Origin of the sequence: Bacillus sp. FJAT-18017, assembly GCF_001278805.1 — a bacterium.
Lineage (GTDB): Bacteria > Bacillota > Bacilli > Bacillales > Cytobacillaceae > Bacillus_D.
Window position 1 is genome coordinate 1,119,676 of sequence record NZ_CP012602.1, and the last position, 25,824, is coordinate 1,145,499.

Sequence of the window (25,824 nt, forward strand, 5' to 3'; positions counted from 1 at the left end):
ATTGAACATGGATAAAAGGAGATGAATTGGTGGAAGAGCGCCTAAGAATGATTTATGGCTCCTTTGATGACATAAGCAAAGATATAAAACAGGCACTTTTGGAAAATGACAGCGAACTTGTGCGCTCCCATTTGTTTAGGGGGCATAGGCTTGTTGCAAAAACAATCAATTATTGCGAGAAAAACCTGGAAAATAGGGCGGTTTCGTCTGCCCTGGACTATTTTCGCTGTGCCAAATTTATGAAAGCCGAAATAAGCTCATGGTATGAACAGATCGCTTTCAGCCATTCAGAGCAAAATCTTGATGCGGAAGCCGAGAGAGAACTGTTTGCGGCTGTTACCGAATCAGATATAAAATTTGACCGGTTCATCCAATATTCCCATGCAGCATTAAAGCTTCACAATCTTTTTGTAAATAAAGACATAAAAGAAACGATTCTAAGAGTATCTACATCAAACGTAAAGGAAATAGTTGAATGCCTGAAAAGAGTCCGGCTGGTATTGAATGCAGCTGCCAGCAGGCACGGGATGAGGGAGGCAGCAGGGAATATCATGCTCTGGTGCGATGAATTGGGAAAGGCGATACAAGATAAAGAAGACTTAGTCGCCGCGCTTAACAAAGAACCCGAATCTATCAGTCTTGACCAGGCACTCCGAGAACTTGAAAAGCTCATAGGCCTCGATGAAGTGAAGCAAAAAATCTGTGATATTACCAATCTGGTTGCATTCAACAAACTTAGGCGAGAACAAGGTTTCAAGACTGATGAGGTTAGCCTCCACATGGTCTTCACTGGCAATCCAGGCACAGGGAAAACAACAGTAGCCCGGTTGGTGGCAGTCATTCTGAAAGCAGTCGGCGTACTTTCCAAGGGGCACCTCGTTGAAGTGGGACGTTCGGATCTTGTTGCTGAATATGTCGGACAGACCGCCGTAAAAACAATGAATAAGATAAAAGAGGCAAAAGGCGGCGTTTTGTTTATCGATGAAGCGTATTCGCTCGTGAGGGGGAGCGCATCCAGCGATTTCGGGATAGAGGCGATTGATACTCTCGTGAAGGCTATGGAGGATGAGCGCAAAAATATGATTGTGATCCTCGCCGGATATCCTCGGGAAATGGATAGTTTCATTGAATCGAATCCTGGCCTTCAGTCCCGATTCAAAAATCAGATCGGGTTCAAGGATTACACGTTGGACGAGCTGATGTCAATAACGGAAATTTTGTTAAAAGACCGGGATTATCATATGGATGCTGAAGCGTATACCATCCTTAGGAGAATGGTTGGGAAAATAATCGCCCTTTACCCACAAACTCATGGAAATGGACGCCTTGTCAGGAATATGATTGAGGATGCAATCATGGCAAAAGCAAGCCTGGCCATGAATCAGAAAGCGAGCAATCTCCCTATCGGACAGCTGGATTTACTAGATGGAGAAATCATGCTGAGGGTTGAATCGAAAAGTAGCCAGTCTGAAGGATTCAAGTCGGACCTGGAACACGATCGTAGAATAGGATTTATGAGATGAGGTGGCAAAGGCATTGATATCTGATGAACTGGTAACCCACGATGATCCCAATGATGAAAGCGGGGAACGAGGAGGGTGCGGCAACCGGGCTGCCCCGCTATCAATATTCATTGGCCATGTCGGCTTTTATACTAGCAAGCTGTATCATCTCGTACTAGTTGAAACGTATCTCTCATTCAATGAACAAATTAATTTGATTAGAGCCAATTTTCCAGGCGAACCGGCCTGGCTTGGGGAAATCGAGAAGATGAGGAGCCCAATTTTTACAAGAGTGGCAGACTTATTGGGAGGGGAAAACAAATTGGATCAGTCGCTTAGACAGGAATTGATGAATGACTTATTGAAGCTGCCGAAACTTCAGGAAACCTACACTGTAAATGAAGTTCCAGTCGAGGCAGATCAATCGATCCAGTCAATTATAGATGCTGTATTAAATGAAGTGAAAAAGGGAAATAGGGCCAACTTTAGAGTCCTCCAGGATTTACAGGCAAAAATGGAACAGCTTGCAGTTGATGCCCAGGAAGAAGAAAAAGGTGCCATTGCAGAAACGTTGGATGAAAGAGCCGGCAGGATAGAGGATTTAAAAAAGCTGGCCATCGAAATGTTCGACCAGCTCGATATCATTTACTCAGCCGTTCAAAGGCTTGGCAATGAGGCGGTCACTTCAGAAGTAAAGAAAGTCATTGATAAAGCAATCAAGATTCTGGAAACGAATGGGATAGAAGAGCTACAAGTTCAAAATAAATTTATAGATGGAAAGATTATGATCAGCCTGGGGAATGTCCCGAGGAACGAATATGCCCCGCAATTGGAACAATACCAGGTATACCAAGTCCATCAACGTGGATTCCGTGATAAGGAAACCAATCAGCTTTTGAGAAAAGCAACCGTGATAACAGTAGATTAATGACTAAAAAGGGGAGAAATAATAATGGCAATCATTGGGATTGACTTAGGAACCACGAATTCTGCTATTGCTTATCTGAAAGACGGCAAACCTGAAATTATCGCTAATAAAGATGGCGGAAGGACCACTCCTTCTGTTCTTCAGCTTTCCATTAACGATGAAATTGTAATCGGGGAAGTCGCCAAGGACGCCCATCCTACGCTAGTCATGCAGACGGTTACGGAAGTAAAACGTTTAATGGGTACAGATGAAACGGTTACTGTTAAAGGAAAAACATATCGTCCAGAAGAGATTTCCGCTCATATTTTACGTTATCTCAAGGCATCTGCTGAGGAGTTTCTTGGGACCACTGTAACAGAAGCAGTAATTACTGTCCCCGCCTATTTTACAGATTCACAGAGAAAGGCAACGCAGAAGGCCGGCGAAATTGCCGGTTTGAAAGTAGAACGCATCATTAATGAGCCGACCGCGGCGGCGATTGCCTATGGATTTGACAATATGGACAAGGACCAGCATATCCTTGTATATGACCTTGGCGGCGGGACCTTCGACGTGTCTGTCGTAGAGATGTTTGACGGAATCGTTGAAGTAAAAGCGAGTGCAGGGAACAATCACCTGGGCGGAATGGATTTTGATAACGCGATTGTTCAATGGATCGAAAACAAATTCAAGCGTGAGAATGGCTATAACATTTATGTGAATGCAGACCAGGCGGATGAATTGAGGCGCAGGGTGACACTCAAGCTTGCTGCGGAAAAAGCCAAAAAAATTCTGTCAACACAAATGGCAACCCGGATTACAATCCCGTTTTTGGGAATCTACAACAATATGCCTATTTCCGTGGATGCTGAGCTGACCCGTAATGAGTTCGAGGGACTTATAAAGGAAATGGCCAATTCAACGATGGCTGAAGTCGAAAAAGCTTTATCCGATGCCAAGCTGTCAGTCCGTGACATCAATGAGGTGCTTCTGGTCGGGGGTTCAACACGGATTCCGTTAATCCAGGAGCTGGTTGAGAAGAAATTCGGGAAGTCCCCGAAAAAAGATATTAATCCGGATGAAGCGATTGCACTTGGCGCAGCGATCCAGGGTGGCATTAAGAGCGGTGAAATCGATTCGCGTAAAGGACTGATGGTCATTGATGTGTGCCCATATACACTTGGGACTGAAGTGATCAGGACAGTAGGCGGACAGCTTGTACCGGGTTATTTCGATCCGATTATACCAAGGAACAGCACAATCCCGATCTCCGAGACAAAAATGTATTATACAGCCTATGACAACCAGGTAGAAGTGGATATCGATGTATACCAGGGTGATGACCCATATGTGAAAAATAATGACCTCCTTTCGGATGATATTACTCTTTCCAATATCCCGAAACGGCCTGCCGGTGAAGAAAGGATTGAAGTCACATTTACGTATGATATCAACGGCATGCTCCAGGTGAAGGCAGTCGTTCTGAGTACAGGGCTGAAGGTAGAGCGGGCAATCCGCACCCAGGCCGGGGTGATGAGCGATGCCCAGGTCGCTGCTTCAAAAGAGAAAATTGAAAGCGATTGGGAGAAATCGGAGCTGTATCAGGAAGTCAAAAATGTAATCTACCGGGCAGAAAAGATGATGGGAGAGGCTGCGCCTGCTGATAGGCAGCGTATTGAAAAACTTTTGAACGAGCTTAAGAGGGAATTGGCGGCCAATAATATCAATAGTGCCAAACGGGCTGAAGAACAATTGACAGATTTACTGATTGAGCTAGTGTAGAGGACAGCCATGGATGAAAAATTGACAAATTACAATCAAGCAATCTCTTTGATCCATGAAGGAAGGTTGGGTGATGCAGAGAGTTTACTAAACAGGCTTACCACAGCTGGCTTCACGATTGCTCTTTGGCCTCTTGGCTTAATCAAGGCTGCGACAGGGCGTCCTTTTGAAGCCCTCTCCCATTGGGAGACTGTCTCTCCTTCAAGCGTTCCACAGGTTACCGTAAAGAGGGAGACACTTATTCAAACGCTGCCTGAATATAAAAAGATTTTCGAGTTATATAACGCAGCGATTGAGAAGGCGAGGATAGATGGAGCAGCCCCGCGCCATGAAGTTTTTTCCGAACTGTTGTCAAAGGGGGACAAAATCCCCCTTCCAGCAGAGCTTTACAAAGCGTGTTTTCTATCGCTGCTCCTTGAAGGCAAGAATGGTAAATTCAAATCAGAGTACGAAAAAGCGCCAGACTATATAAGAGAAAATCCCGATATAAAGACAATTTCCCTAAGAGCTGAACAGGCTGGTCACGAAGAATGGAAGAAACGTTCGGAGTCAAAGGCAATCCGCTACAAGCGGCTGGCCGGTGCATCTTTTGCCGCCGTTTTCCTAGCCCTGGCCCTTACCGGAGGCATCGCCAGCGGTATTTTTTCTAAGCAGGAAAAATCAGAGCCAGTGTCTTCTGCAGAAGTTGCAAAAACAAAAATTCAGGATGACAGAGTCAAGGCACTAGAGGAAGAATTAGAACAGCTTATGTCTGTTAATTCTAATTTAGAGGAGGATTTAAAACAGAAGGAGACAGCGTTGAAGGAAACGGAAGCTACGCAAGCTTTATTGGAAGCTGCCGGGATCAACATTGGACAACTTTCTTCCGAAGCAGCAGAAAGGATGTATCGCGAAGGCTTGGCTTTATATCAGGATGGCGAATTTATCGAAGCTAGTGAACTATTAAAAAAGAGTCTTTCTTTTTCCAGTACTAACTACTTTTCCGATGACGCACATTTCTATCTAATCACTTCCGGTTTAAAGTCTGGGAACGGTATGGAAGATGAACTTACTTCCTTCCTAGCAGAAAGCAAGGAAGCATACCGCCAGTCACCCTATCTTGATGATGTGATGTTGCTGATGGCCGAGTCCTATCTGAACTCTGGGGACAAGGCTGCTGCCGAATCCTTGCTAAAGAAAATCCAATCGGACTTTTCTCTAGAATGGACTGCAAACAAAGCAAAAGAATTAAGAAACCGTTGATGGGAGAACAACGATGAACGAAAATGCAAATTATTATGAACTGCTTGAAGTCCCCCCTACATCGACAGATAGCGAGATAAGGAAGGCCTATTATAGGCAAATAAGGATGTATTCAAACGAGACTCATCCAGTTGAATTCCAGCTTCTCACAAAAGCATATAAAACGTTAAGCGATTCTGAAAAAAGGGCTGTCTACGATAGAGCCAGTCAAGATGACGGGGAATACGACAGGATGATGACCGAAGGCTTGAATGCTTCTGAGCAGGGCAAGTATGACCAAGCCATTAAAGTTTTTAACGAAGTTCTCGTCAAGTATCCCGGGGATATAGGGGCGAATTTTCAGAAAGCAAGTGCACTGTACGATTTGGGCCGTCTCAATGAGGCGAAAGCAATTGTATCCAGGCTGCTTCGGGATGAACAGGAAAACCTCAATTTCCTAGAATTAGCGGTACTCATTTATTCGGGCCTAAAGGAATACTCCCAGGCTATTTCATTGTGTGAGCAGCTGATAAGTAAAGGCAGGGATGAGCCAAGATATTATCTGCATCTATCTAATATCTACTATGATCTTGAACAACCTGAAAAGTCGATAGAGGTCTTAGAACGGAAGCTAAGGAGAGGAGAGTCGATACACGACTTTCAACTCCTAAAGGAATTATTCTACTTTACAATGATTGTATTTAACGATGACTACCATTCCCGGGTTACCAATCGTCTTAGAGAGCTTCCGGGCAATGACGATGAGCGTGTACTTTTGATTGATTGGCTGATTGACGAATGTGAAATGATTGGAAGCACCCACCCTGCGTACAATGAATTTGTCATGGTTATCAAGCGTTTGAACAAAGGAAGGAATTTCAATGTCAATGTATGGATTACCAAGGCAGAAGGTCAATTAAATAACCACCAAGTCCAACAAAGGGCAGAGAGTGCCTATCAGCAAACAGCTGCTACTAATACAGCGACTTATGAAGATAACGGTACAGGTTCCTTTGCGGTTGCCATTATAATCGGAATCATTTTTTCGTTTATTTTTACACCGTTTGGCGGCATTCTTGCTGGAATTATATATTATTTCTACGCAAGGTTCATCTGGCGTGCTATTGGTGCAATAATCGGTATAATAATCCTAATTATCCTGTTCGCGGCTTGCACTGGAGCATTTGGATAAATTAAATAAGTGCCAGGCATCACTAGGTTTTTCTTGTTTTATAGTATGTTGTTCCACACTGGTAGCGTAACCTTGTGATTTTGATTCTAATCGTAAATTTACCCGCCTATCTTCTAGGTGGGATGGCATTGTATGTTACTTCAAAGGATCGGGCTGGGAATGTGAGTAAGGCGACGAAAACACAGTAAAATAGAAAAATAGTAAAAGAGATTATTCCTAATTGGATTGGGAATAATCTCTTTCTTTGTATTAAATTCAGGTGCACTGTTACTCCTCGATTTTTCATATTTAACTGTTTCACAGTAAAAGCTGGTTAGGATGAACCACTTATCCGTAAATAGCTTTATTTACATTTCTTTTCTATGAAATGTCATCTATATAAACACACTTGTTAGATTTTGTTATTTTTTGTAATAATATCCCTTTGATGGATTGAATATGAATCTCCCTTCTGTTAACCTATTATTGGAAATATATTCTAATATACAAGGGGGAGGAACATGAAAAAATTAAAAGTTTTGGTTGTAATATTAATGACCCTATCAGGGGTTATTGGATATGGTGCATCTGCCCAAGCCCATAGCACACATCCGACAGCAGGAACCTGTACAAGTGGCACTACTACCACCCTAGACAATGACCATGGGGCAATTAATTCAGATTACAACATTTATAAGGGTTCATGGACGTATGAAAGCGGAAGTACAAAAGCTCCAAATTCCTACAATGGGGATCATCGGTACATTGTTGCTCCAGCACCAACAAATTCTGTTTATGAATGGCTACTGACTGATTGCGGCTCATTGTATGGAACATTTTCTGTTTATATTTGGCATTCGAAATTTTATCACCCAAATGTGAATTATAGGAGCACTTATTGGGGCTCAAATGGTGACGGATCTTATTCGCCAACTCAGGTGCTGAATACCTATCTTGATCAGGAAACCGCCAAAGGAGGGTGGAATACCATCGGAAAAAGCAACCAGAGGAAAACTGGCCACTTAGAATTATTTGTATTTTCCAGCTCGAATTATGGGGTGGGAGGAGTTGGGGCTGACGCTGCACGAGTGTACAAAAGCAGTTACTAGGGGGGAAGGAAATGAAAAAGGTTTTTGTCGGCATAGCTATGGCCGGTTCAATAGCTATCACTGGGATTATAGCAGCATCAGTATGGCAGGAAGAGAAATTGTCTATCTCAAAAGGTGAAGATACGCCAGTTTTGGAGAATATCCAGGCTTCTAATTTACAGGAAAAAGTGAACCCGTTGAATTTAGAGAGCAAACAAGATGTTCAGGAACGGCTACTTAACAGTTATCATTTCTTTGATAAAGCAAAAGGAAGCTTTGTATATACGTCCACCAACAATGGAATGAGTGTCCAAGTCGATTACAAGTTGAAATGGACGGATAAGAAAATACAGTATAATGCCAAAATTAGTGACAAGGCTTCTGACGCAGGTCATGAGATAGGTTATTCCGAAGGGGAATTCACTACAATCGACCATGGTACAAAGGTATTTGAAAAGTTTAAGTGGGATATTACTGATAAAGGGGAATTCAAGCGTATCGAGGATGTATATGTGAAACACTCGGATGGGACGATGGAATACGTATACCCAAATACCAGCCTCAATTTGGGTATGGCAGAAAAATCTTTACATGCAAAGGAAATTGCGGTTGGATTTCTTGAAAATCAAGATTTATGGAAAATAAGCGGAACTGAGCTTCTACTTGGGCGGGAAGTGGTTGTGATCGAAGGCGCTTTCGATGAATATTATCAAGATAAACTTGGCTCAACCTATACGCTGTGGATGGATCAAAACACTGGGATTTTGCTGAAATATGAAACATACGGAGAGAAAGGGCAGGTTATAACAAGCCTTAAAACAACAGAATTCAAAGTCAGTGAAGATTTTGAAGTGGAGAATCTTGCGAAGAAAATTCCAGCGAATTACAAGAAAATGGAGCCGGTTCAACAAAACAATTATGGAAATAACTCTTAATAAATTTGGAACCACTATTTGGGAGTGGCTTCCAATTAGATAACCCATTTGGTATCTATAAGATAGCCTCATCCGAAATGAGAGGGGTTAACGACATAATACTACTCCTTTATCAACTAAACAGAGCCGGCATCTTAACCAAAGGTGCTGGTTTTTTGTTGGGTAGGTGATTTCACTACGTAAGAACAGAGTTACAAAGGGGCGCAACATATAGACGAAGGTCCGAACGGACATCATGAAATTGAAACTATGACACGGGGTTGGAAGGTGAATTGAGAGTGTAGAATTCTAGCTGCCAAAGACCGAATGGCTGGCATAGGGGGAAGGTGTTTTTTTACAAAAAAGAAGGGTTTGAACCTGAAAAGCGACGCCATCTTCAATAACATTAATTCACATTTTTTATAGTAGCAGTATGGGTAAGAACATTTTGTGAAGATGCTCGAAAATAGTGAATTTTTGTCACATTGGTTCTGTATAGTGAAAAATTTGTGCTTTGAAGAGGAATTATATTAATTTCTTTGTGTAGCCTGCTTTTTAGCAGGGGAAATGCAAGAAAGAGAAAATACTATACAAAAATTAGAGCTGGCTGGCAATAACGAAATAAGGATTTCGTGCACGTAATATGAATACTTCGAGTTCGCAACATAAAATATGGAAAATTATGAATTTACTTCAAAATCCTTTTCACTCATAATATGGGGGAGGGAGGGATCTATACTTGTTCAATTCCCTTTGTTCTCATGAAGGAATCGTTACGATTCTTGCTTGCACACAATACACATCAATGAATGGCTGGCCTATAAGGTTAACACATACCAGCCATGATAGACATCATGAAATACAGCATAATCGTTCTCTTTCCATTCTGGACAGTAGGGCAATGCTTTTCGTGGTGTCTTTTTATATGTCTGTACCTACTAAAATACACGTGTAAAACTATGCATATAGGACGGCACAAATTATGGAGACAACAAAGCCCCGGGAGTATGTCTGGGCAGACGGTCCCGGGGACTTGCACAGTTGGAGTATACCAACACATTGTTAGTATACTCCTATTCTTTAATAAGGCAATGAATAACATAGGAGGCATTATATGAATATTTTGTCACAGTATGTAATTAATGAGAATACAGCTGGTTTTTGGGAAGAGTATGATGAATCCGGGAACAGGTTAACGGAGGTTTTTGAAGGAGAGAAAAAGCTGACTGTTGATAAGTCTCCATTAAAAATAATTGATTTTACACTGATGAATCAGGGCTTCAGCCTTCAGGGAGCAAAGGATGGTTCCAAGCACCTGCTTGGCAAGGGGAAGAATGTTCACCTGCTGACCATCAATGCACAGCACGGGATTTTCCTTATTCCGACCAAGGCATATGGGAGGCATGATTGCTTATGGCTTTCGCTAATGCACGTCCAGGATATGGAGGCCATTAATTCCAATACGACCCGGGTATTCTTAAGTTTTGGACATACTGTTGTTCTAGATATGAAAGAGTATGTTTTCATTAAGAAACTGCACAAAGCAAGAAGGCTTCGGAAAGCAGTTTCCAAAATCAACAAAAGCCCAATCACCTTTTACGTCCAACCTGAAACCGGCTATAAAATTGCAGAAGAAGATGGTGGGTATCGGGTGAAGTAGAGAAAGTGGGGAGGTCTATAAGAGGGTTCACGGGGAATCTGCAAAAACCTTCCGGTAACAAATTCCCAGCAAGAGTAATGGGGAAGATCTAACCATTGTTTGCATCCATAAAAGGCCGTTGGTCACTGAAGTTGCTGGACTGATGACCAATGGAGAAGTTATCGCACGGAATTATGGTGGAGTGTCATCATAGTGGCAAAAGATGGTCAACGAAATCGTGTGCATGACATAGAGGTTTATCGAAATTGTATAATGCTAATGATTTGTAGAATAGAGAAATTTGAAGTAAGGTTTAATAGGACTTATATATGCACAAAACTCTTACGTTTATCCTCAGGGTAAACGTTTTTTTATTCGTATGAACGCGGAAGGTCAATAGATTAAGACAGGACTGTAAGATGAATTACCTTATGGTAAGGGAGTGGAAGTTATTGAGTGAAAATATTGAAGAGATTAATTACAAAGAGGCAATCGAATATTTACTAGAGCCACTAATCGTACATTCACAATTGAAGATAATTTATATTAACGAAGCAGCTGAAAGGTTTTTTAGAGCTTCCAGGGAAGATGTAATTGGAGGGAGTCCTTTAGACATTTTTAGAGATACCTCTAAACCCGCGATTACAAAAAGAATTTCAGGGGCATACAGTAAACCCGCTGAGATTATTGAAGAGACAATTTATAAAATGGATGGTACTTCAGTTGACGTTGAGTTATATTGTCACCCTATCAAAATAGGAGATACAAAAGCGATTCAAACGTATGTAAGAGACATCACGAATAAAAAAGAGCTAGAGAATATGAAAAAAGAAATGAATACAGAGTTAGACGAGCTTGCCTCAACCATTGTGCCCCTGTTAGGAGGAATTGCGGTCCTGAATTTATCAGGCCGGATCGATCATGATAGGGCAAGTAAACTCTTAGAAATGGTACCTGTTAACGTCCAAAAGCAAAACGTAAGCAAGCTAATATTAGATTGCTCCGGAATTTACGCTATTGACGCTTTAGTTATTGATTCTCTTTTTAAAATTAGCAATGTCCTAAAAATGCTGGGAGTTCAGAGCCTGATAACAGGCTTACGTCCAGAATTAGCTATGGACGCAGTTAAGCTTGGTATTAATTTTAAGGACATCATTACTTTTGCCACTGTTAAGGATGCCCTCCACTTTTCAGGCGTAGAGTATTCGATTAAAGACCAAAGATAAGCCAAAGGAAGCCATGAGTACGGTTCTTGTGGCTTTTTTCTATAGAAGAAACCGAACAAGGTCAGGGTAATAGCTTAGGCTCCCAGGCAGCCCGTGGAAAGTCGCTTTAGCGCTGTCAAAGGTGCTATTTTTGAAGCATTGGCTGAGTACACTAACCGATGTTCTCCTTCAGGCCTAAAACTCAATTGCTTCAAGAATGTCATCAGCACTTTTTTTAACCCAATCGCTGTAACAAAATTTTGATAGGGAACAAAAAAAGAGGAAATATGTTTAAGCATATACTCACCTTTTCGTTTTTATTAGTTTTGTATTATAGTTATTGGAAATTTATATAAATCATGTCCCGGTTAAGATAACCCTTATGTTATTTAATCCAAAATATAAAATGGAGTGCTTGCCTTTAAGGCTGCACTCCATTTTTAATGTTGCTGTTAATTCTCGACTTGTCCATCCCTTATTAGTTCCCCCTTCCCATACTCCTTTAAATAGCTAAACATAAAAAAGAGCAGCAGAATTCTTCAAATCCTTACATATCTGTATGAGTAGAAATTTTGCTCTATGTATAGGGCTATTTTCTAGACACCTTCATTAATGACTTAGTTAGTAGTGATATAAAACAAACATTAATAAGGTCTAGGTGATTAACCCAAGTTAATTGGAGTACGTTCGAACAGGATGAAAAGAGAGTCAGTTTTCCAATTAAACATGGCATTATTTCAAACACGTACAATTCCAAGAAGTACAAACCTCTCTCTATGCTATAATATATTGATAAAATTTAGGAATAATTAGAATAATAATAACTTTCAAGGAGATGGTGAAGAGTGCTTCAGAAGATAGAACAGCACACGTGCCCCTTCAAAATGGCGTTAGATAAGCTCTATGACGGAGTGTTCATTTCTGATCAAAAAGGCAAAACTATATATGTAAATGATGCATACCAAATTATGTCTGGCCTGAAATATGAAGAAGTAGTTGGAAAGTATGTAACAGATATGGAAGCAAAGGGTATCTATAAAAATCCAGTTACTCCTGAAGTAATCAGACAAGGAAGGCAGGTCAATTCCATTGGCAAGGCAAAGGGTGGAGTGGACATGCTGATATCAGGGAACCCGATATATAATGAAAAAAATGAGTTAGTTTATGTCGTAGTAAGTCAGAGGGATATTACGGACTTTCAAATGCTAAAACAAAAACTGGAAGTAACAGAAGAGAAAATGTTAACAGCAGAAATAGATAGAGAAAAGAAGGAAGAGGAAATCCAATATTTAAAAAAACGGCTTTTGGAGAAAACTGGCATTATCGGCGAAAGTCAAGGTATTTTAAATGTCATTAGTTTGATTGATAAAGTCTCATCCCTTGATGTTACGTTATTAATAACAGGGGAAAGCGGTGTTGGAAAAGAAGTAATTGCAAATGAGATTTACCAAAAAAGCAAGACAAAAAATAAGCACTTTATCAAAGTGAATTGTGCTGCAATTCCGGCTAATCTTTTAGAAGCTGAGCTTTTTGGTCATGTAAAAGGAGCCTTTACTGGGGCTATAAAGGATAAATTAGGCTTATTCCAGCTGGCAAATGAAGGTACTTTGTTTCTTGATGAAATTGGAGAAATGCCAGTTGAATTGCAATCAAAATTACTTAGGGCTATTCAGCAAAAAGAAGTAATTCCGGTTGGAGGCAGTGAGGTACAAAAACTGGATGTTCGCATTATCGCTGCAACAAATCAAGATTTATTGAAACAAGTTAAACAGGGAAAATTTAGAGAAGATCTTTATTATCGTTTAAATGTACTCCCAATTGAAGTCCCTCCATTGCGTGAACGAAAACAAGATATAATCCTATTGGGACAATACTTCCTTAATACATATAGTAAAAAATATGGGAAGAATGTGTTTATTAGCCAAGGTGGTTTCGAATTATTGGAAGACTATTCTTGGCCTGGAAATGTACGTGAACTACAAAATATTATTGAAAGACTCGTTATTATTAGTGAGGACAGATCTGTAGCAGATCATGAACAGATTAGTAGAATGATATACCCGGATTTTAAGAAAGATTTTTCATTTTCTAATGAAAAGAGCTTGTGGGATATATTGGAGTCAGTTGAGAAACAGCTTATTACGGATGCAATCAAAGAAGTAGGCAGTACTAGAAAAGTGGCTCAAAGATTAAAAATTGATCAATCCACCGTAGTTAAGAAAATAAAAAAACATGGCATTAAGATCGAAAAGCGATGATAAACATCATCAAGAGAGATGATGTTCGTCATCACTTCATTTAAGTAGGAGACAATAGTGAAAAGTGTTAAAGGGTATAAAAAGTGATGACAAATATCATCACTTTTTTATTTGATGAAAACTGAAAATACAGTAAATATAAGCGCTTTCAAAGTTGGCACACTCCTTGCATTATATATAGGTAATAAATATGAAGGAGTGATCTTAATGGAAAAGGTGATTATTACAGCGGCACTTACTGGTGCATTTCCAGCGAAGGATAAAAACCCTAATATTCCTTTGACACCACAAGAAATTGCGGATGATGTGTATGAAGTTTGGAAGGCCGGTGCAGCAATTGCCCACTTACATATGGTGGATGATAACGGTAATGGAACGATGGACCTTGAAAGATATAAGGAGACATTAAGATTAATTAATGAGAAAAATATTGATATTATTCTTAATTTGACAACATCAGGTGACTTAAACGCAACTGATGAAACAAGAATGGCACATATCATTGAGATTAAACCTGAAATTGCCTCATTTGATGCAGGAACAATGAACTGGATGAATAAAACAGTATTCTATAATACACCGCCATTTCTTGAAAAATTAGGTAAAACTATGTTGGAGAATGGAGTAAAACCTGAAGTTGAAATATTTGATGCAGGAATGCTCTATAACACCTTATATTATGTGAAAAAAGGCATAGTTGCCGAACCTACTCATTATCAATTTGTACTTGGTGCAGCTGGGGGGACAGCAGCTACTGTTGAAAATTTAGTTTATTTAAAGAGTTTACTTCCTGAAAATTGTACTTGGTCAGCATTCGGAATCGGAAAAGGCCATATGCCAGTATTATATACAACATTGGCATTAGGAGGTCATATCCGTGTAGGTTTGGAAGATAATATCTATTATTCAAAAGGAAGATTAGCTAAATCGAATGCGGAATTTGTTGAAAGAGCTGTAAGAGTTGTTAAAGAATTTGGTAAAGAACCCGCGACACCTAATGAAGCAAGAGAAATATTAGGTTTGAAAAGGGGAGTTACCGCTTAAGGGGTAATATCGATGATTAAAAAGATTGCTATACTTGGCGCCGGAACAATGGGACATAGCATTGCAGAAAACTTTGCGCTTTATGGATTTGATGTGAATCTTTATGATCCAGATGAAAATAGAATAACTTCAGTTGGTAAAGATATCCGAGCGGATATTTCCTTACTAGCTGAAGAGGGATTTATTGATGTTGAATCCATTGAAAAAGCATTATCTAATATTCATTATTTTTCAGATTTAAAAGAAGCTGTATACAACAGGGATTTTATTACAGAGTCGATCCCTGAGAACATGGAACTAAAACAACAAATTTTTAAACAACTTGATGATTTTTGTCCTGAGCACACAATATTTACGAGCAATACTTCAAGTTTGCCATTAGGTGGTATGTGGGAGTTAGTTTCTGAAAAGCGAAGACAACGGATGATGATTACCCACTACTATAATCCAGCTCATATAATGCCAATTGTTGAACTCTCTCATTTTGGTAATATGCCAGAAGAAATTTTTCAGGAAGTTGAAGATTTATTTAAATCTATCAATAAACAATCAGTAAAAGTCAACAAGGATGCTCCTGGGCTTGTAGCAAATCGGATTCAGCAAGGTGTTGCACGTGAAGTATTTTCAATCATCGAACAAGGTATTGCTGACCCTGAAGATGTTGATAAGGCTTTAATGTACGGACCAGCATTCCGTTATGCTACTACTGGTCAACTAGAGGTTGCTGATATGGGTGGTTTAGACATTTGGTGCACTGTGGGTGATAACCTTTTAGCAGTGATGGATAATCGTAAAGAGGCGAACCCGCTGCTGCGGGAAAAAGTAAACGAAGGCAGGTTAGGAGCTAAAACAGGAGAAGGCTTTTTTAAATATGAACCGGAAGCGCTTACTCAAAAGAGAAACGACTTTAACAAGCGTCTAATTCATCAATTAAAAGCTTCCCAATACTACATGAAAGAAAACTCCGTTACTCAAAAAAATGTACTAGATTAAAATACTTTTCTATATAGGGTTGTCTCTTTTATAAAATTCCTTTGGGACAACCCTTGATTGGATGAAACAAAAACAAAAAAATGCGGGGGAGTGTGCTTATATGCCACTTATAGCTTTGGGTTTGGGGATACTATTACTATTTATTTTAATTATTGCTTTTAAATTAAACGCTTTTTTATCTTTGCTTATATCAGCAATATTCGTCGGATTTTTGCAAGGGATGGAACCGTTATCAATTGTAAAATCCATTGAAGCTGGTCTTGGTGGAACACTTGGGCATATGGCGATTATTATTGGTCTTGGTGCTATATTAGGTAAAATTATTGCTGATGGCGGCGGGGCCGATAGAATAGCAAATACTCTTCTAGAAAAATTCGGTAAAAAACGAGTTGATTGGGCAATCCTGGCTGCATCATTTATTTTAGGGATTATCTTATTCTATGAAGTTACCTATATATTACTTATTCCAATTGTATACACAGTTGTAATTGCATCGAGGACTCCATTAATGCAGGTCGGTATGTCGTTCTTGGCAGGTATTTCCCTGACACATGTCTTTTTACCTCCACATCCAGGAGTAACTGCAGCAGCTACCGTTTTAAATGCAAATTTAGGAGTGGTCTTAGGATACGGTCTTATTTTAGCGATACCAGCAGCGTTCCTTTTTGGTCCATTATTAGGAAAGCTATATAAAAATTGGGATATCAAAATTCCGGAAGGTTTAGTATCAAATCAAGACTTTAATATGGATGAAGTTCCATCATTTACAACTTCGGTTTTAACAGCTTTATCACCGGTTTTTCTTATTTTGATTGGCGTAATTGCTCAATTTACACTACCTGAAACATCAACTATGTATAAAGTATTAACATTCATTGGTAATGCAGATATCGCATTGTTAATTGGCCTTTTACTTGCTTTATATGTATTTGGTCTGCATAGGAAGAGAAAAACCATGTCTCAATTAATGAAGTCAGTCGAGGCTTCGTTAATTTCTATAGGTGGAATCATCTTTATACTAGGTGGTGGTGGTGCCTTTAAACAAGTAATATTGGATAGCGGAATGGCCGATTACATAGCTGAACTTACAAGGACATGGGATATTTCACCATTTATTTTAGCATGGATTATTGCCCTTATTATTAGATTGGCGGTAGGATCTGCGACCGTCACCATTTTAACAACTGCGGGAATTATGCTCCCAATTGTTCAGGCAACAGGGGTTAACATAGAATTAATGGTTATTGCCATTGCATCTGCGTCAATTGCTTGGGCTCCACCAAGTGACGTATCCTTCTGGATGACAAAAGAATATTTCAACTTGACTATTGGACAAACGATTAAGTCAGTTTGTTTCATGTATACTCTAGTTGCAATTTACGGAATCCTTGGTGTATTAGCATTGAACATGTTCATTGGGTAACTATGAATTAGATTTTTTAAGGAGGATTTTTATATGAAAATTGATTCAGAGAAGTTTATGGACTTAGAAATTTCTAAACGTATAGAGTGGGTAAAAGAAACGGCTAATCTTACTGACGATGAAGTGAAAATCATTAACGAACCAGATGCACTAAAAATAGATGTTGCTAATAACATGATTGAAAATGTTATTGGTACATTTGAATTACCATATGCAGTTGCATTCAATTTTCTAATTAATGGGAAAGAGTATGTGGTCCCAATGGTTACTGAAGAGGCATATTTAGTTAATTCGGTAACGAAAATGGCTAAAATCATTAAGGAATGTGGCGGATTTACTGCAGGATATACCGAAAGTTTAATGATTGGTCAAATTCAGTTGGTAGACATAGAAAATCCGAGATTGGCAAAATATAAAATTCTCGAAAATAAAGATAAAATCATAGAAATTGCAAACAAAAAAGATCCTAAACTCGTTTCCGTCGGAGGTGGAGTAAAGGATGTTGAAGTTAGAAGTTTAGATTCAAAAATTGGTCCTTTAGTTACTGTTCATCTATTGGTTAATACTGTTGATGCAATGGGAGCAAATGCTGTTAATACAATGGCAGAAGCTGTGGCACCATTTATTGAAGAAATAACTGAGGGTAAGGCAAAGTTGAAAATATTATCCAACCTTGCAGATCGAAGGGTCGCTTATTCTACAGTGAAAGTTAAAAAGGAACTTTTAGGCGGGGAAGAAGTAGTTGACGGAATTGTCGCTGCATATGAGATTGCCGAAGCTGATCCATACCGCGCAGCAACACATAATAAAGGAATATTAAATGGAATTGTTCCTGTTGTATTAGCCACATGCAATGATACGAGAGCAATTGAAGCTGGATGCCACTCTTATACTGCCCGTTCAGGCCAATACCGTCCATTAACAAAATACAAAAAAGATAAAAATGGAGATTTATTAGGATTAATTGAAACACCGATGGCAGTTGGTACAGTTGGCGGCAATATTAGCATTCATCCTATGGCTCAAGTATCACTTAAGATTCTAGGTGTAGAAACAGCTGCAGAATTAGGACAAGTCATTGCATCAGTAGGACTCGCTCAAAATTTGACAACTGTAAAATCAATCGTAACTGGCGGCCTTCAAGCTGATTTTGCCCCATTACATGCAAGAAGTATTGCCGTTCAAACAGGTGCAACTGATGAAGATTTAAACCATATCGTTAACTTGATGGTAGAAAATAACAACTTTCAGTTAGAGTACGCTAAACAGCTATATAGTGAAATAACAAATAAAATTAATGCGTAAAACTAAAGTATAACAATATAAGTTTATAACTTCTAAGAATGGTAGTCCTTTTACATAGGAGGCTTTTTAAATGAAAGTAGGAATAATGGGAGCAGGTTCACTCGGAACAATTATTGGGGCCTTAATTACCGATGGAGGCCAAGCTGTAGATTTAATTGATGCCTACGAGGAAAATGTAAAAGCACTGAATAATAATGGTGCTAAAATTACAGGCTTTATTAATAAAACTGTTCGTGTAAACGCGATTACACCAGATCAAATGACCGGAGAATATGACCTTGTTTTCCTATTGACGAAGCAAGTTTATAATTCTGAAGCATTAAATCAATTACTTCCACACTTACATTCGGAGAGTGTAGTTTGCACATTACAAAATGGTGTACCTGAAGACTATGTTTCTGAAATGATAGGGAAAGAAAGGACTGTAGGTGGTGTAGTAGGATTTGGTGCTACTTGGATAGAACCAGGTGTTTCTGAGTTAACTACAGCTTGGGATGTAGTCCAAAAATATGCATTTGATATTGGTGAACTTGATGGAAGAATTACCCCTAGAATAGAAGAAATCAGTGAGATTCTAGGATTAATTGGCCACTGTGAGGTTTCTGATAATATACTAGGAATGAAATGGTCAAAATTATTAATGAACTCAACGTTTAGTGGCATGTCTGCTGCTCTGGGATGTACCTTTGGAGATGTTTTATATAATGAAAAGGCAATGTATAGCTTGGCCCATATTGCAGATGAAACCATAAAGGTAGCACATGCTTTGGGAATAAATATGGTACCTATGCAAGGTAAAAATTTTGAATTTTTAGAACTTGAAGATGAAGTGGATATACCAAATAAAATGGATTTTTATAATGAAGTCTGGAAGCCTCATGAGAAGCTCAAAGCTAGTATGCTTCAAGACTTGGAAAAAAACAAGAAAACTGAGATTGATTATATTAACGGCTATGTATCTCAAAAAGGTAGAATTGTAGGAGTCAAAACTCCATATAATGATTTAGTCGTTAAGCTAGTAAATAAAGCCGAAGAACAGCATTATGTTCCAAACTTCTCTGTCAATATAGAGTGCTTTGATACAGTTAATGCTGACATTTAATTTTCGTATAGTGAGACCAAAAAAATAGCCTGGCTTGCAATGCAGCCGGGCTTGTAATATTACTCTATTAATACTCTATGGTATGTGCGGGCCAAATAGAATTCAGAAGAAATAAAAAAATGATTCCTTGTGTATCTCATGTTGGGATAGGCAAGGAATCATTTTATTTTTCGCTAATCCACTAATCAGCTAATTACTAAACTATGGTTATCTTTTCGTGTGTGGTCTCGTGATACCATTTGAAGGTAACGATACACACTTGATTCGGACATTCCCATGATTTCGGCCACTTCGTTTATTGTCCCTTTAATTTCGAATACCCCGTGATCTTTTAATGTGGAGATGACGAGCTTCTTTTGATCGGGTGATAACTGGGCGCCAGATGCCAGTATGTCTCTATCTATTACTGTGTGGATGATTGTACGTACATTGTCTGACAGTTTTTCAATAGGCTGTTCTTGTTCGGTTTTGATATTGATATGTTCTATATCCAGGCTTAGGTTGGCTAGCTTTAATATGTCTTTTGCGACTTTCCGATAGACGTCTGCATCAAAATTTATACATAAAAGACCTTGTAAGTTTCCTTCAGCATCTTTTATAAACATAGTCGATGATCGGAATTTTTTACCCCGAGGTCCTTCCCCGACATACCCTACAACACTATCCTGTTTTAAATATACTTTTTCCTCAATAAGCTTTCTTGCATAGTTGGTTAATGGAGCGTCTAATGACCTTCCGCTTAGTTCTCCATTGACTATGTGACCAATATGAGAACCTCCATTAGGATTTAAAATATGCAGAACAAGTTCATAATCAGATCCTAAAATTTCCCCGAAGTAATTCATGATATTTGTATAATGTCGAAATAACTCGCTATCCAAAGAATATTCCTCCTTTTAAGAATGGTCGTTTATCAACGGTTCGGCTTGAACCGCCCGCGGGATACCTGAAACTTATTAAATTTCTGTGACTATTCTAGTAAATAGTTTATTTCGAGGTACCTGCCTGATAGTGGAATAAGGATATATGCACAATCGATCTCCAAGTTTCCTAGAATGAATCTGGAAGACCGGGTGCCAACTCCTTCGTTCCGGCATGTTACGGGGAAATGCCAGCATTGCTGCTCTTTTTACGGTGTGTGACCACTCCAATGATAGAGATATATTTATGAATCTAGTTTAATTAAATTCCATTGATAGTCACATTATAGCAAAAGAATTTAGAATATACCAAGAGTTAAAATAATAATTTTTTTTTATAAAAATAGTTTATTATTATCAATTGACAGAGGAAGAAGCAGCGTGATATATTTTCCTTGTAATAAAAAAATATAACCGTTGTAATAAATTATTAGAAAATTTAAATGAATATACTATTTTTTTTCGCCGAGGTTGTAAACGTTTTCTCTGCCTCTGATAGAAAGACACCAGGTTACGCTTTTGAAGTAGATACAGCCGCAATAAAACTATAAATATGGAGGTGTTTGCATGAACACGAAAGTAGTGCCTATCAAAGAGAAAAAGGTTATTAAATACAAAAGTTGTTTTGATGTGATCGGGCCGGTCATGATCGGTCCATCAAGTTCTCATACTGCAGGAGCTTTAGCTATTGGCGCAGTAGCCAATAAATTATTTCAAGGTCTCCCCAAAAAAGTCGTGGTCAAGTATTATGAATCTTTTGCTGAAACGCATAAAGGACACGGAACTGATTTTGCGATTATTGCTGGGATTTTAGGGTTTGCTGCTGATGACAGCAGAGTTCCGATTGCTATTAAAATAGCAGAATCCAAAGGTATCGACATTACGTTTTTAGAAATAGAAGGCGACAGTCCCGCAGATCACCCAAATACCGCAGATGTTTATATGGAAGATGATCAACACAGTATTCGCACGTTGGGTATTTCGGTAGGCGGCGGATTGATCGAGGTTAAACATATTGAAATTGACGGGTTCAGCTTGAGTTTGGAGGGGACATTGCCACTCATCCTCGCGATTTCCGAAGAAACGGATCTTGGATTTGTTTTACGAAGGATTTTTCAAAAAAATAACGTTGAAATAGAAAACTTTATTACGATGGTGGAAAACGGCAAGCATTTGTATGCTTTCTCACTGGATTCGTTCTTGCCCGGTGATGTCCGGAAGGAACTAGAAAGTTTAAGCAGCATAGCTAATATCATTATTCTTTAGCTAGTTGAGGAGGAAAAAAACATGTATATGAGCATAAAAGAAATTGTAGATGCAGCGAATAAAAGGAACATGCCGATTTATGCATTAGCAATTGAACATGAAATGGAGCAAACTAAACTTTCTTATGAAGAAGTTTGGAGCAAGATGGAACGAAACCTGGAGGTAATGGAAAATTCGGTTAAAAAAAGCCTCGAAGGTGACGGAGTATTTTCTCCAACCGGCTTAACCGGCGGTGATGCCGTTAAAATCAAGAAATACCGGGAAAGCAAAAAGACTCTTTCTGGAGATTTGATGGTGCTCGGCGTCCAAAGTGCTATGGGTGTGAATGAAGTGAATGCTTCATTAGGGGTTATTTGTGCAACTCCAACTGCAGGCGCAAGTGGGACAATCCCAGGGGTACTATTTGCTATAAAAGATACACTTGAGTTAACTCACGACGATATGGTCCATTTTCTATTCACTACAGCATTATTGGGAATGGTCGTCGCAAATAATGCTTGTATTGCCGGAGCGTTCGGAGGATGTCAAGCCGAAGTAGGCAGTGCCTCAGCAATGGCAGCCGCTGCAGCAGTCGAAGCTGGTGGAGGAACTCCACAGCAATCTTCTGAAGCGTTCTCAACTGCATTGCAAAATCTGCTCGGTCTTGTTTGTGACCCAGTGGCTGGTTTGGTGGAAATTCCTTGTGTAAAGAGAAACGCCATCGGAACAGGAAATGCTTTAATAGCAGCTGACATCGCATTAGCCGGCGTAACCAACGTTATCAATGCGGATGAAGTGGTTGAAGCGATGTATAAAGTTGGCAGACAGATGCCAAGGGAATTAAGAGAGACAGGCTTAGGCGGAGTCGCAGCTACACCAACAGGAATTGCTATTAAAAGTAAGATATTTGGAGAAAAACACATCCCGAGGCAACAATAATTGGTAAATATGTGAAATTGTTAACAAGTTTTGAATGTGAAATCTACTCAAAAATTTTTAAGGCAGGAATGAGAGTTTCCAGTAAATGTCTAAATTCTCATATCGGTGTGGATTTGGCTCATATGAGGCTCATAAGTAAGGTCAAAAGGCTCAAAAATTTTTAGGGCAGGAATGAGAGTTTCCAGTAAATGTCTAAATGCTCATATCGGTGTGGAATTGGCTCAATGAGGCTCATAAGTGAGGTAAAAAGGCTCATAAATTTTTAGGACAGAAATGAGAGTTTCCAGTAAATGTCTAAATGCTCATATCGGTGTAGAATCGGCTCATATGAGGCTCATAAGTAAGGTGAGAAGGCTCATATTTTTTGAGCAGGGATCGCAGTTTCAAAATTAAAGTAAAGCAATGAATTCATTTTTCAAGAATGGCCCATATTCCTTAGCATTAAAATAACTATCGAATACTAGGAGGAAATACTATGTACGGGAATACTGCTAGAAAATTGGACTACCAGCCAGAAAGTACCGAAGTAAAAAAACAATATCCAGATCCTAAAAAGTGGCACAAACAAGATACAACCTGGGCACTGAGCCTTTTTGGAACAGCGATTGGAGCTGGAGTACTCTTCCTGCCTATTAATGCAGGTTCCGGTGGTTTGCTATCATTACTATTAATTACTATTCTTGCATTTCCGGTCATGTACTTTTCGCACAGGGCGCTAGCTAAAATGATTTACGCTTCTGATTCTGCTGAAGAAGGAATCACAGGTACAATTCGGGAATACTTCGGTAACAAGGCAAGTATCGTTTTTAACATCGTTTATTTTGTCTCGATTTACACGATTGTGCTAATGTATTCAGTCGCACTTACAAACACCGCAAGCAGCTTTATCGTCAATCAGTTGGGGATGGCTGAGCCTCCTAGGGCTATTCTGTCACTTGCATTAGTACTCGGTCTTATCGCAATCTTAAATTTTGGACAAGATATCACTGTAAAAGTAATGAGTTACCTTGTATATCCATTCATTGCTTCTCTGCTTTTCATTGCATTCATGCTGATTCCACAGTGGAATACATCAATGCTTAGCCTTTCAAGCCTGTCAGCTGCTTCAACTGGAACTGGAACAGGAATTTTCGCAACAATCTTAATGGTATTGCCAATTATCGTATTCTCATTCAACCATTCGCCTATCATTTCATCCTTTGTTGTTAAACAGAGACAAACGTATGGAATTGAAGCTGTTGATGCTAAAAGTAATCAAATCCAAAAAGTATGTTATATCATGACATTCGGTGTCGTTATGTTCTTCGTCTGGAGCAGCGTTTTGAGCTTGACTCCAAATGATCTGGTTATGGCAAAAGAACAAAACCTGTCAATCTTATCTTATCTTGCGAATGAGCTGGGTTCGCCTCTTATCACGATCGCAGCTCCTATCATTGCGTTTGTGGCTATCACAAAGTCCTTCCTTGGCCACTATGTGGGCGCATTCGAGGTAATGCGTGATATGGTCATCGCATCCGGCAAAAGCCGCGGCGTAACCATAAAAGAAAAAACAATCAAGACAGGAATCCTTGTTTTCGTCGTATTAACTTGCTGGTTTGCAGCTTATAAAAACCCAAGCATCCTCGGACTAATCGACAGCCTTAGCGGACCATTGGTTGCAGCTATCCTATGTGTCCTGCCAATGTATGCGATTTCTAAAGTACCAGTACTAGCTAAATACAAAGGAAAAATGAGCAACGTGTTTGTTATCATTGTCGGTGTGCTTACAATCCTTGCAAGTATTAAATCGTTCTTCTAAGTTAAGTATGTGAGAGGCCATCCGGGTTGGGTGGGCCTCTTTTTGTTGGGTAGGTGCTGGTCACTTACCGGTTTTTCTAGTTTCACTGGTGGTGTTTCATGAGATGTTGCTGCGAGTACTCGCTGAATTGTGGAGGGGCCGGCAGAGGTGTGGTTAGACCGATAAAAATTTTCCTGGACCGAAAAATTTCATATTAGACCGATAAACCAGATAATTGTTCTATTAAAAGAACGATTAGAACCCCTCATCCTCTCCTATAATGTTATCTCCCAAAACTCCCGATCCTCGAGGACAAAAATTTACGGGGCCTTTCTAACCAACCCGTTACTCCCCCAAATTGTTCAGTCATTTACCTTGTCCATGTTTTTATCAAAAATTTTATACCCAATAATAGCTTAGAGATAGCAACGTGCTTGATATAATAGAAGGGGAAATTATATCGGGAGGACTCAGGATGATTGTATATCTTAACAAAAGTGACCGGGATCGCTTGATGGGTGAACTGAACGATGAACAGCGGGAGTTTCTACAGGATTCCCTTAAAAGGGGCAAGAGGACATATTATGCGAACTTTATAGCCCGCTTAAAGGCGAATAAAGGAAACGATTTATCTGAACAGGCTATCCTTGATGAAATGACACAATGGGAACTTGTGGATTATATCGATGGGGGGATGGTAACGGACGAACTAAAATGCGAGTGCGGGAAAAGCCTCCGCTATCAGTATATTGTCCAAAACAACAAAACTGGAAAGGTGCTGAGGTTTGGTATTACCCATTTCGAGCAGCATACCGGCTTTCCTCCCCATATCGCAAAAGATGTTGTAAAAGGTCTGCAGGAAGTTGACCTGGAAATGGACGAGGTCCTGAGCAAATGGGAAAATGGGTGGAAACCGTCTTTTGATTTGGTGTATACCGAGCTCCTTCCGCGCGAAATACAAAGGCAGCTTTCCCTTGGCCTTCCATTGACAAATAGGCAGGAAGAAAAGGCAAAAGATATCATCCGTGAATTTATAAAGAAACAAGCTGAGGAAGAGAGGGGACTAGAGAGGAAGAACCTCGAACAAGAGTTGAGTTCACTTCACGTTCCGGAGGTGGATTCCCCTCTCAACCCCATCATACAAAAGGCTGTATTTTACTATTTTAACCTTTATGGTGCCTCGAACCTCGAGGGTCTCTGTGAATGGCTGCTTCAGATGGAGTTAATTGGTGGTGAGAGGTACGTGACAGGGAAACTAAAAGCCCAGATTGAAGTGGCAAAGTACATAGAGGCCCTTGTGCAAAGAGGCTATTTCTCGAGGACGGGGGAGAAATTGAAGTGGGTGTATGTACTGAATTAGGCCTACTAATAACCTAATTTGGCGAGAGG

At 39.6% G+C, this 25,824-nt stretch carries 20 protein-coding genes; 19 read left to right on the top strand and 1 reads right to left on the bottom strand.

The genetic code is table 11. The annotated features are described in order from the left end of the window. Positions 1-29: 29 nt before the first annotated feature. The 15 genes from AM500_RS05135 (at position 30) to AM500_RS05210 (ending at position 19,554) form a co-directional block, all read left to right on the top strand. A complete protein-coding gene (locus tag AM500_RS05135) occupies positions 30-1,523 on the top strand; it encodes an AAA family ATPase (RefSeq protein WP_053598260.1) in 1,494 nt (497 codons plus the stop codon). 13 nt (positions 1,524-1,536) lie between these two features. After that, a complete protein-coding gene (grpE, locus tag AM500_RS05140; protein WP_053598261.1) occupies positions 1,537-2,430 on the top strand; it encodes a nucleotide exchange factor GrpE in 894 nt (297 codons plus the stop codon). Positions 2,431-2,454: 24 nt separating this feature from the next. Beyond that, positions 2,455-4,191: an Hsp70 family protein gene (locus AM500_RS05145; protein ID WP_053598262.1), complete on the top strand. Its 1,737-nt coding sequence runs from the start codon at positions 2,455-2,457 to the stop codon at positions 4,189-4,191. Positions 4,192-4,200: 9 nt separating this feature from the next. Beyond that, positions 4,201-5,433: a tetratricopeptide repeat protein gene (locus tag AM500_RS05150; RefSeq protein WP_053598263.1), complete on the top strand. Its 1,233-nt coding sequence runs from the start codon at positions 4,201-4,203 to the stop codon at positions 5,431-5,433. A gap of 13 nt (positions 5,434-5,446) precedes the next feature. Then, complete coding sequence (locus AM500_RS05155) at positions 5,447-6,604, top strand: J domain-containing protein (protein ID WP_053598264.1); 1,158 nt, start codon at positions 5,447-5,449, stop codon at positions 6,602-6,604. Positions 6,605-7,104: 500 nt separating this feature from the next. Then, on the top strand, positions 7,105-7,692 hold the full coding sequence (locus AM500_RS05160) for a hypothetical protein (protein ID WP_053598265.1): 588 nt from the start codon (positions 7,105-7,107) through the stop codon (positions 7,690-7,692). Positions 7,693-7,703: 11 nt separating this feature from the next. Next, on the top strand, positions 7,704-8,606 hold the full coding sequence (locus tag AM500_RS05165) for a sigma-E factor regulatory protein RseB domain-containing protein (RefSeq protein ID WP_053598266.1): 903 nt from the start codon (positions 7,704-7,706) through the stop codon (positions 8,604-8,606). A gap of 1,093 nt (positions 8,607-9,699) precedes the next feature. After that, entirely contained in the window at positions 9,700-10,245 is a 546-nt protein-coding gene (locus tag AM500_RS05170) for a competence protein ComK (RefSeq protein WP_053598267.1), read from the top strand. 431 nt (positions 10,246-10,676) lie between these two features. Further along, a complete protein-coding gene (locus AM500_RS05175; RefSeq protein WP_053598268.1) occupies positions 10,677-11,450 on the top strand; it encodes an STAS domain-containing protein in 774 nt (257 codons plus the stop codon). Between the two features lie 824 nt (positions 11,451-12,274). After that, on the top strand, positions 12,275-13,687 hold the full coding sequence (locus tag AM500_RS05185; RefSeq protein WP_053598270.1) for a sigma-54 interaction domain-containing protein: 1,413 nt from the start codon (positions 12,275-12,277) through the stop codon (positions 13,685-13,687). A gap of 207 nt (positions 13,688-13,894) precedes the next feature. After that, entirely contained in the window at positions 13,895-14,731 is an 837-nt protein-coding gene (locus tag AM500_RS05190) for a beta-keto acid cleavage family enzyme (protein ID WP_053598271.1), read from the top strand. A 12-nt stretch (positions 14,732-14,743) separates the two neighbouring features. After that, complete coding sequence (locus AM500_RS05195) at positions 14,744-15,724, top strand: 3-hydroxyacyl-CoA dehydrogenase family protein (RefSeq protein ID WP_053598272.1); 981 nt, start codon at positions 14,744-14,746, stop codon at positions 15,722-15,724. 100 nt (positions 15,725-15,824) lie between these two features. Further along, positions 15,825-17,147 (top strand): gluconate:H+ symporter, encoded by a 1,323-nt coding sequence (locus AM500_RS05200; RefSeq protein ID WP_053598273.1) that lies wholly within the window; start codon positions 15,825-15,827, stop codon positions 17,145-17,147. A 33-nt stretch (positions 17,148-17,180) separates the two neighbouring features. Beyond that, positions 17,181-18,452, top strand: a complete 1,272-nt coding sequence (locus AM500_RS05205; RefSeq protein WP_053598274.1) for a hydroxymethylglutaryl-CoA reductase, degradative — start codon at positions 17,181-17,183, stop codon at positions 18,450-18,452. 70 nt (positions 18,453-18,522) lie between these two features. Next, the gene (locus tag AM500_RS05210; protein WP_053598275.1) at positions 18,523-19,554 is read left to right on the top strand and encodes a ketopantoate reductase family protein; all 1,032 of its coding nucleotides are present in this window, start codon (positions 18,523-18,525) and stop codon (positions 19,552-19,554) included. Between the two features lie 185 nt (positions 19,555-19,739). On the opposite strand, the gene AM500_RS05215 is transcribed toward AM500_RS05210, so the two are convergent. Then, positions 19,740-20,435, bottom strand: coding sequence for a helix-turn-helix transcriptional regulator (locus tag AM500_RS05215; RefSeq protein WP_053598276.1), 696 nt, complete (start codon positions 20,433-20,435; stop codon positions 19,740-19,742). A 606-nt stretch (positions 20,436-21,041) separates the two neighbouring features. On the opposite strand from AM500_RS05215, the gene sdaAB reads away from it, so the two are divergent. The 4 genes from sdaAB (at position 21,042) to AM500_RS05235 (ending at position 25,795) form a co-directional block, all read left to right on the top strand. Next, entirely contained in the window at positions 21,042-21,740 is a 699-nt protein-coding gene (gene sdaAB, locus AM500_RS05220; protein ID WP_053598277.1) for an L-serine ammonia-lyase, iron-sulfur-dependent subunit beta, read from the top strand. Between the two features lie 21 nt (positions 21,741-21,761). Further along, positions 21,762-22,658, top strand: a complete 897-nt coding sequence (gene sdaAA / locus AM500_RS05225; protein WP_053598278.1) for an L-serine ammonia-lyase, iron-sulfur-dependent, subunit alpha — start codon at positions 21,762-21,764, stop codon at positions 22,656-22,658. A 475-nt stretch (positions 22,659-23,133) separates the two neighbouring features. Further along, positions 23,134-24,456: an aromatic amino acid transport family protein gene (locus AM500_RS05230; protein WP_053598279.1), complete on the top strand. Its 1,323-nt coding sequence runs from the start codon at positions 23,134-23,136 to the stop codon at positions 24,454-24,456. A 454-nt stretch (positions 24,457-24,910) separates the two neighbouring features. Then, positions 24,911-25,795 (top strand): DUF3895 domain-containing protein, encoded by an 885-nt coding sequence (locus AM500_RS05235; RefSeq protein ID WP_053598280.1) that lies wholly within the window; start codon positions 24,911-24,913, stop codon positions 25,793-25,795. The last annotated feature ends 29 nt before the right edge of the window (positions 25,796-25,824 follow it).

Bases quoted from the DNA above. Each gene is read 5' to 3' on its own strand.
- AM500_RS05145 (WP_053598262.1), top strand. From the start codon at position 2,455: ATGGCAATCATTGGGATTGACTTAGGAACCACGAATTCTGCTATTGCT.
- AM500_RS05150 (WP_053598263.1), top strand. From the start codon at position 4,201: ATGGATGAAAAATTGACAAATTACAATCAAGCAATCTCTTTGATCCAT.
- AM500_RS05155 (WP_053598264.1), top strand. From the start codon at position 5,447: ATGAACGAAAATGCAAATTATTATGAACTGCTTGAAGTCCCCCCTACA.
- AM500_RS05160 (WP_053598265.1), top strand. From the start codon at position 7,105: ATGAAAAAATTAAAAGTTTTGGTTGTAATATTAATGACCCTATCAGGG.
- AM500_RS05165 (WP_053598266.1), top strand. From the start codon at position 7,704: ATGAAAAAGGTTTTTGTCGGCATAGCTATGGCCGGTTCAATAGCTATC.
- AM500_RS05170 (WP_053598267.1), top strand. From the start codon at position 9,700: ATGAATATTTTGTCACAGTATGTAATTAATGAGAATACAGCTGGTTTT.
- AM500_RS05190 (WP_053598271.1), top strand. From the start codon at position 13,895: ATGGAAAAGGTGATTATTACAGCGGCACTTACTGGTGCATTTCCAGCG.
- AM500_RS05195 (WP_053598272.1), top strand. From the start codon at position 14,744: ATGATTAAAAAGATTGCTATACTTGGCGCCGGAACAATGGGACATAGC.
- AM500_RS05200 (WP_053598273.1), top strand. From the start codon at position 15,825: ATGCCACTTATAGCTTTGGGTTTGGGGATACTATTACTATTTATTTTA.
- AM500_RS05205 (WP_053598274.1), top strand. From the start codon at position 17,181: ATGAAAATTGATTCAGAGAAGTTTATGGACTTAGAAATTTCTAAACGT.
- AM500_RS05210 (WP_053598275.1), top strand. From the start codon at position 18,523: ATGAAAGTAGGAATAATGGGAGCAGGTTCACTCGGAACAATTATTGGG.
- sdaAB (WP_053598277.1), top strand. From the start codon at position 21,042: ATGAACACGAAAGTAGTGCCTATCAAAGAGAAAAAGGTTATTAAATAC.
- sdaAA (WP_053598278.1), top strand. From the start codon at position 21,762: ATGTATATGAGCATAAAAGAAATTGTAGATGCAGCGAATAAAAGGAAC.
- AM500_RS05230 (WP_053598279.1), top strand. From the start codon at position 23,134: ATGTACGGGAATACTGCTAGAAAATTGGACTACCAGCCAGAAAGTACC.
- AM500_RS05235 (WP_053598280.1), top strand. From the start codon at position 24,911: ATGATTGTATATCTTAACAAAAGTGACCGGGATCGCTTGATGGGTGAA.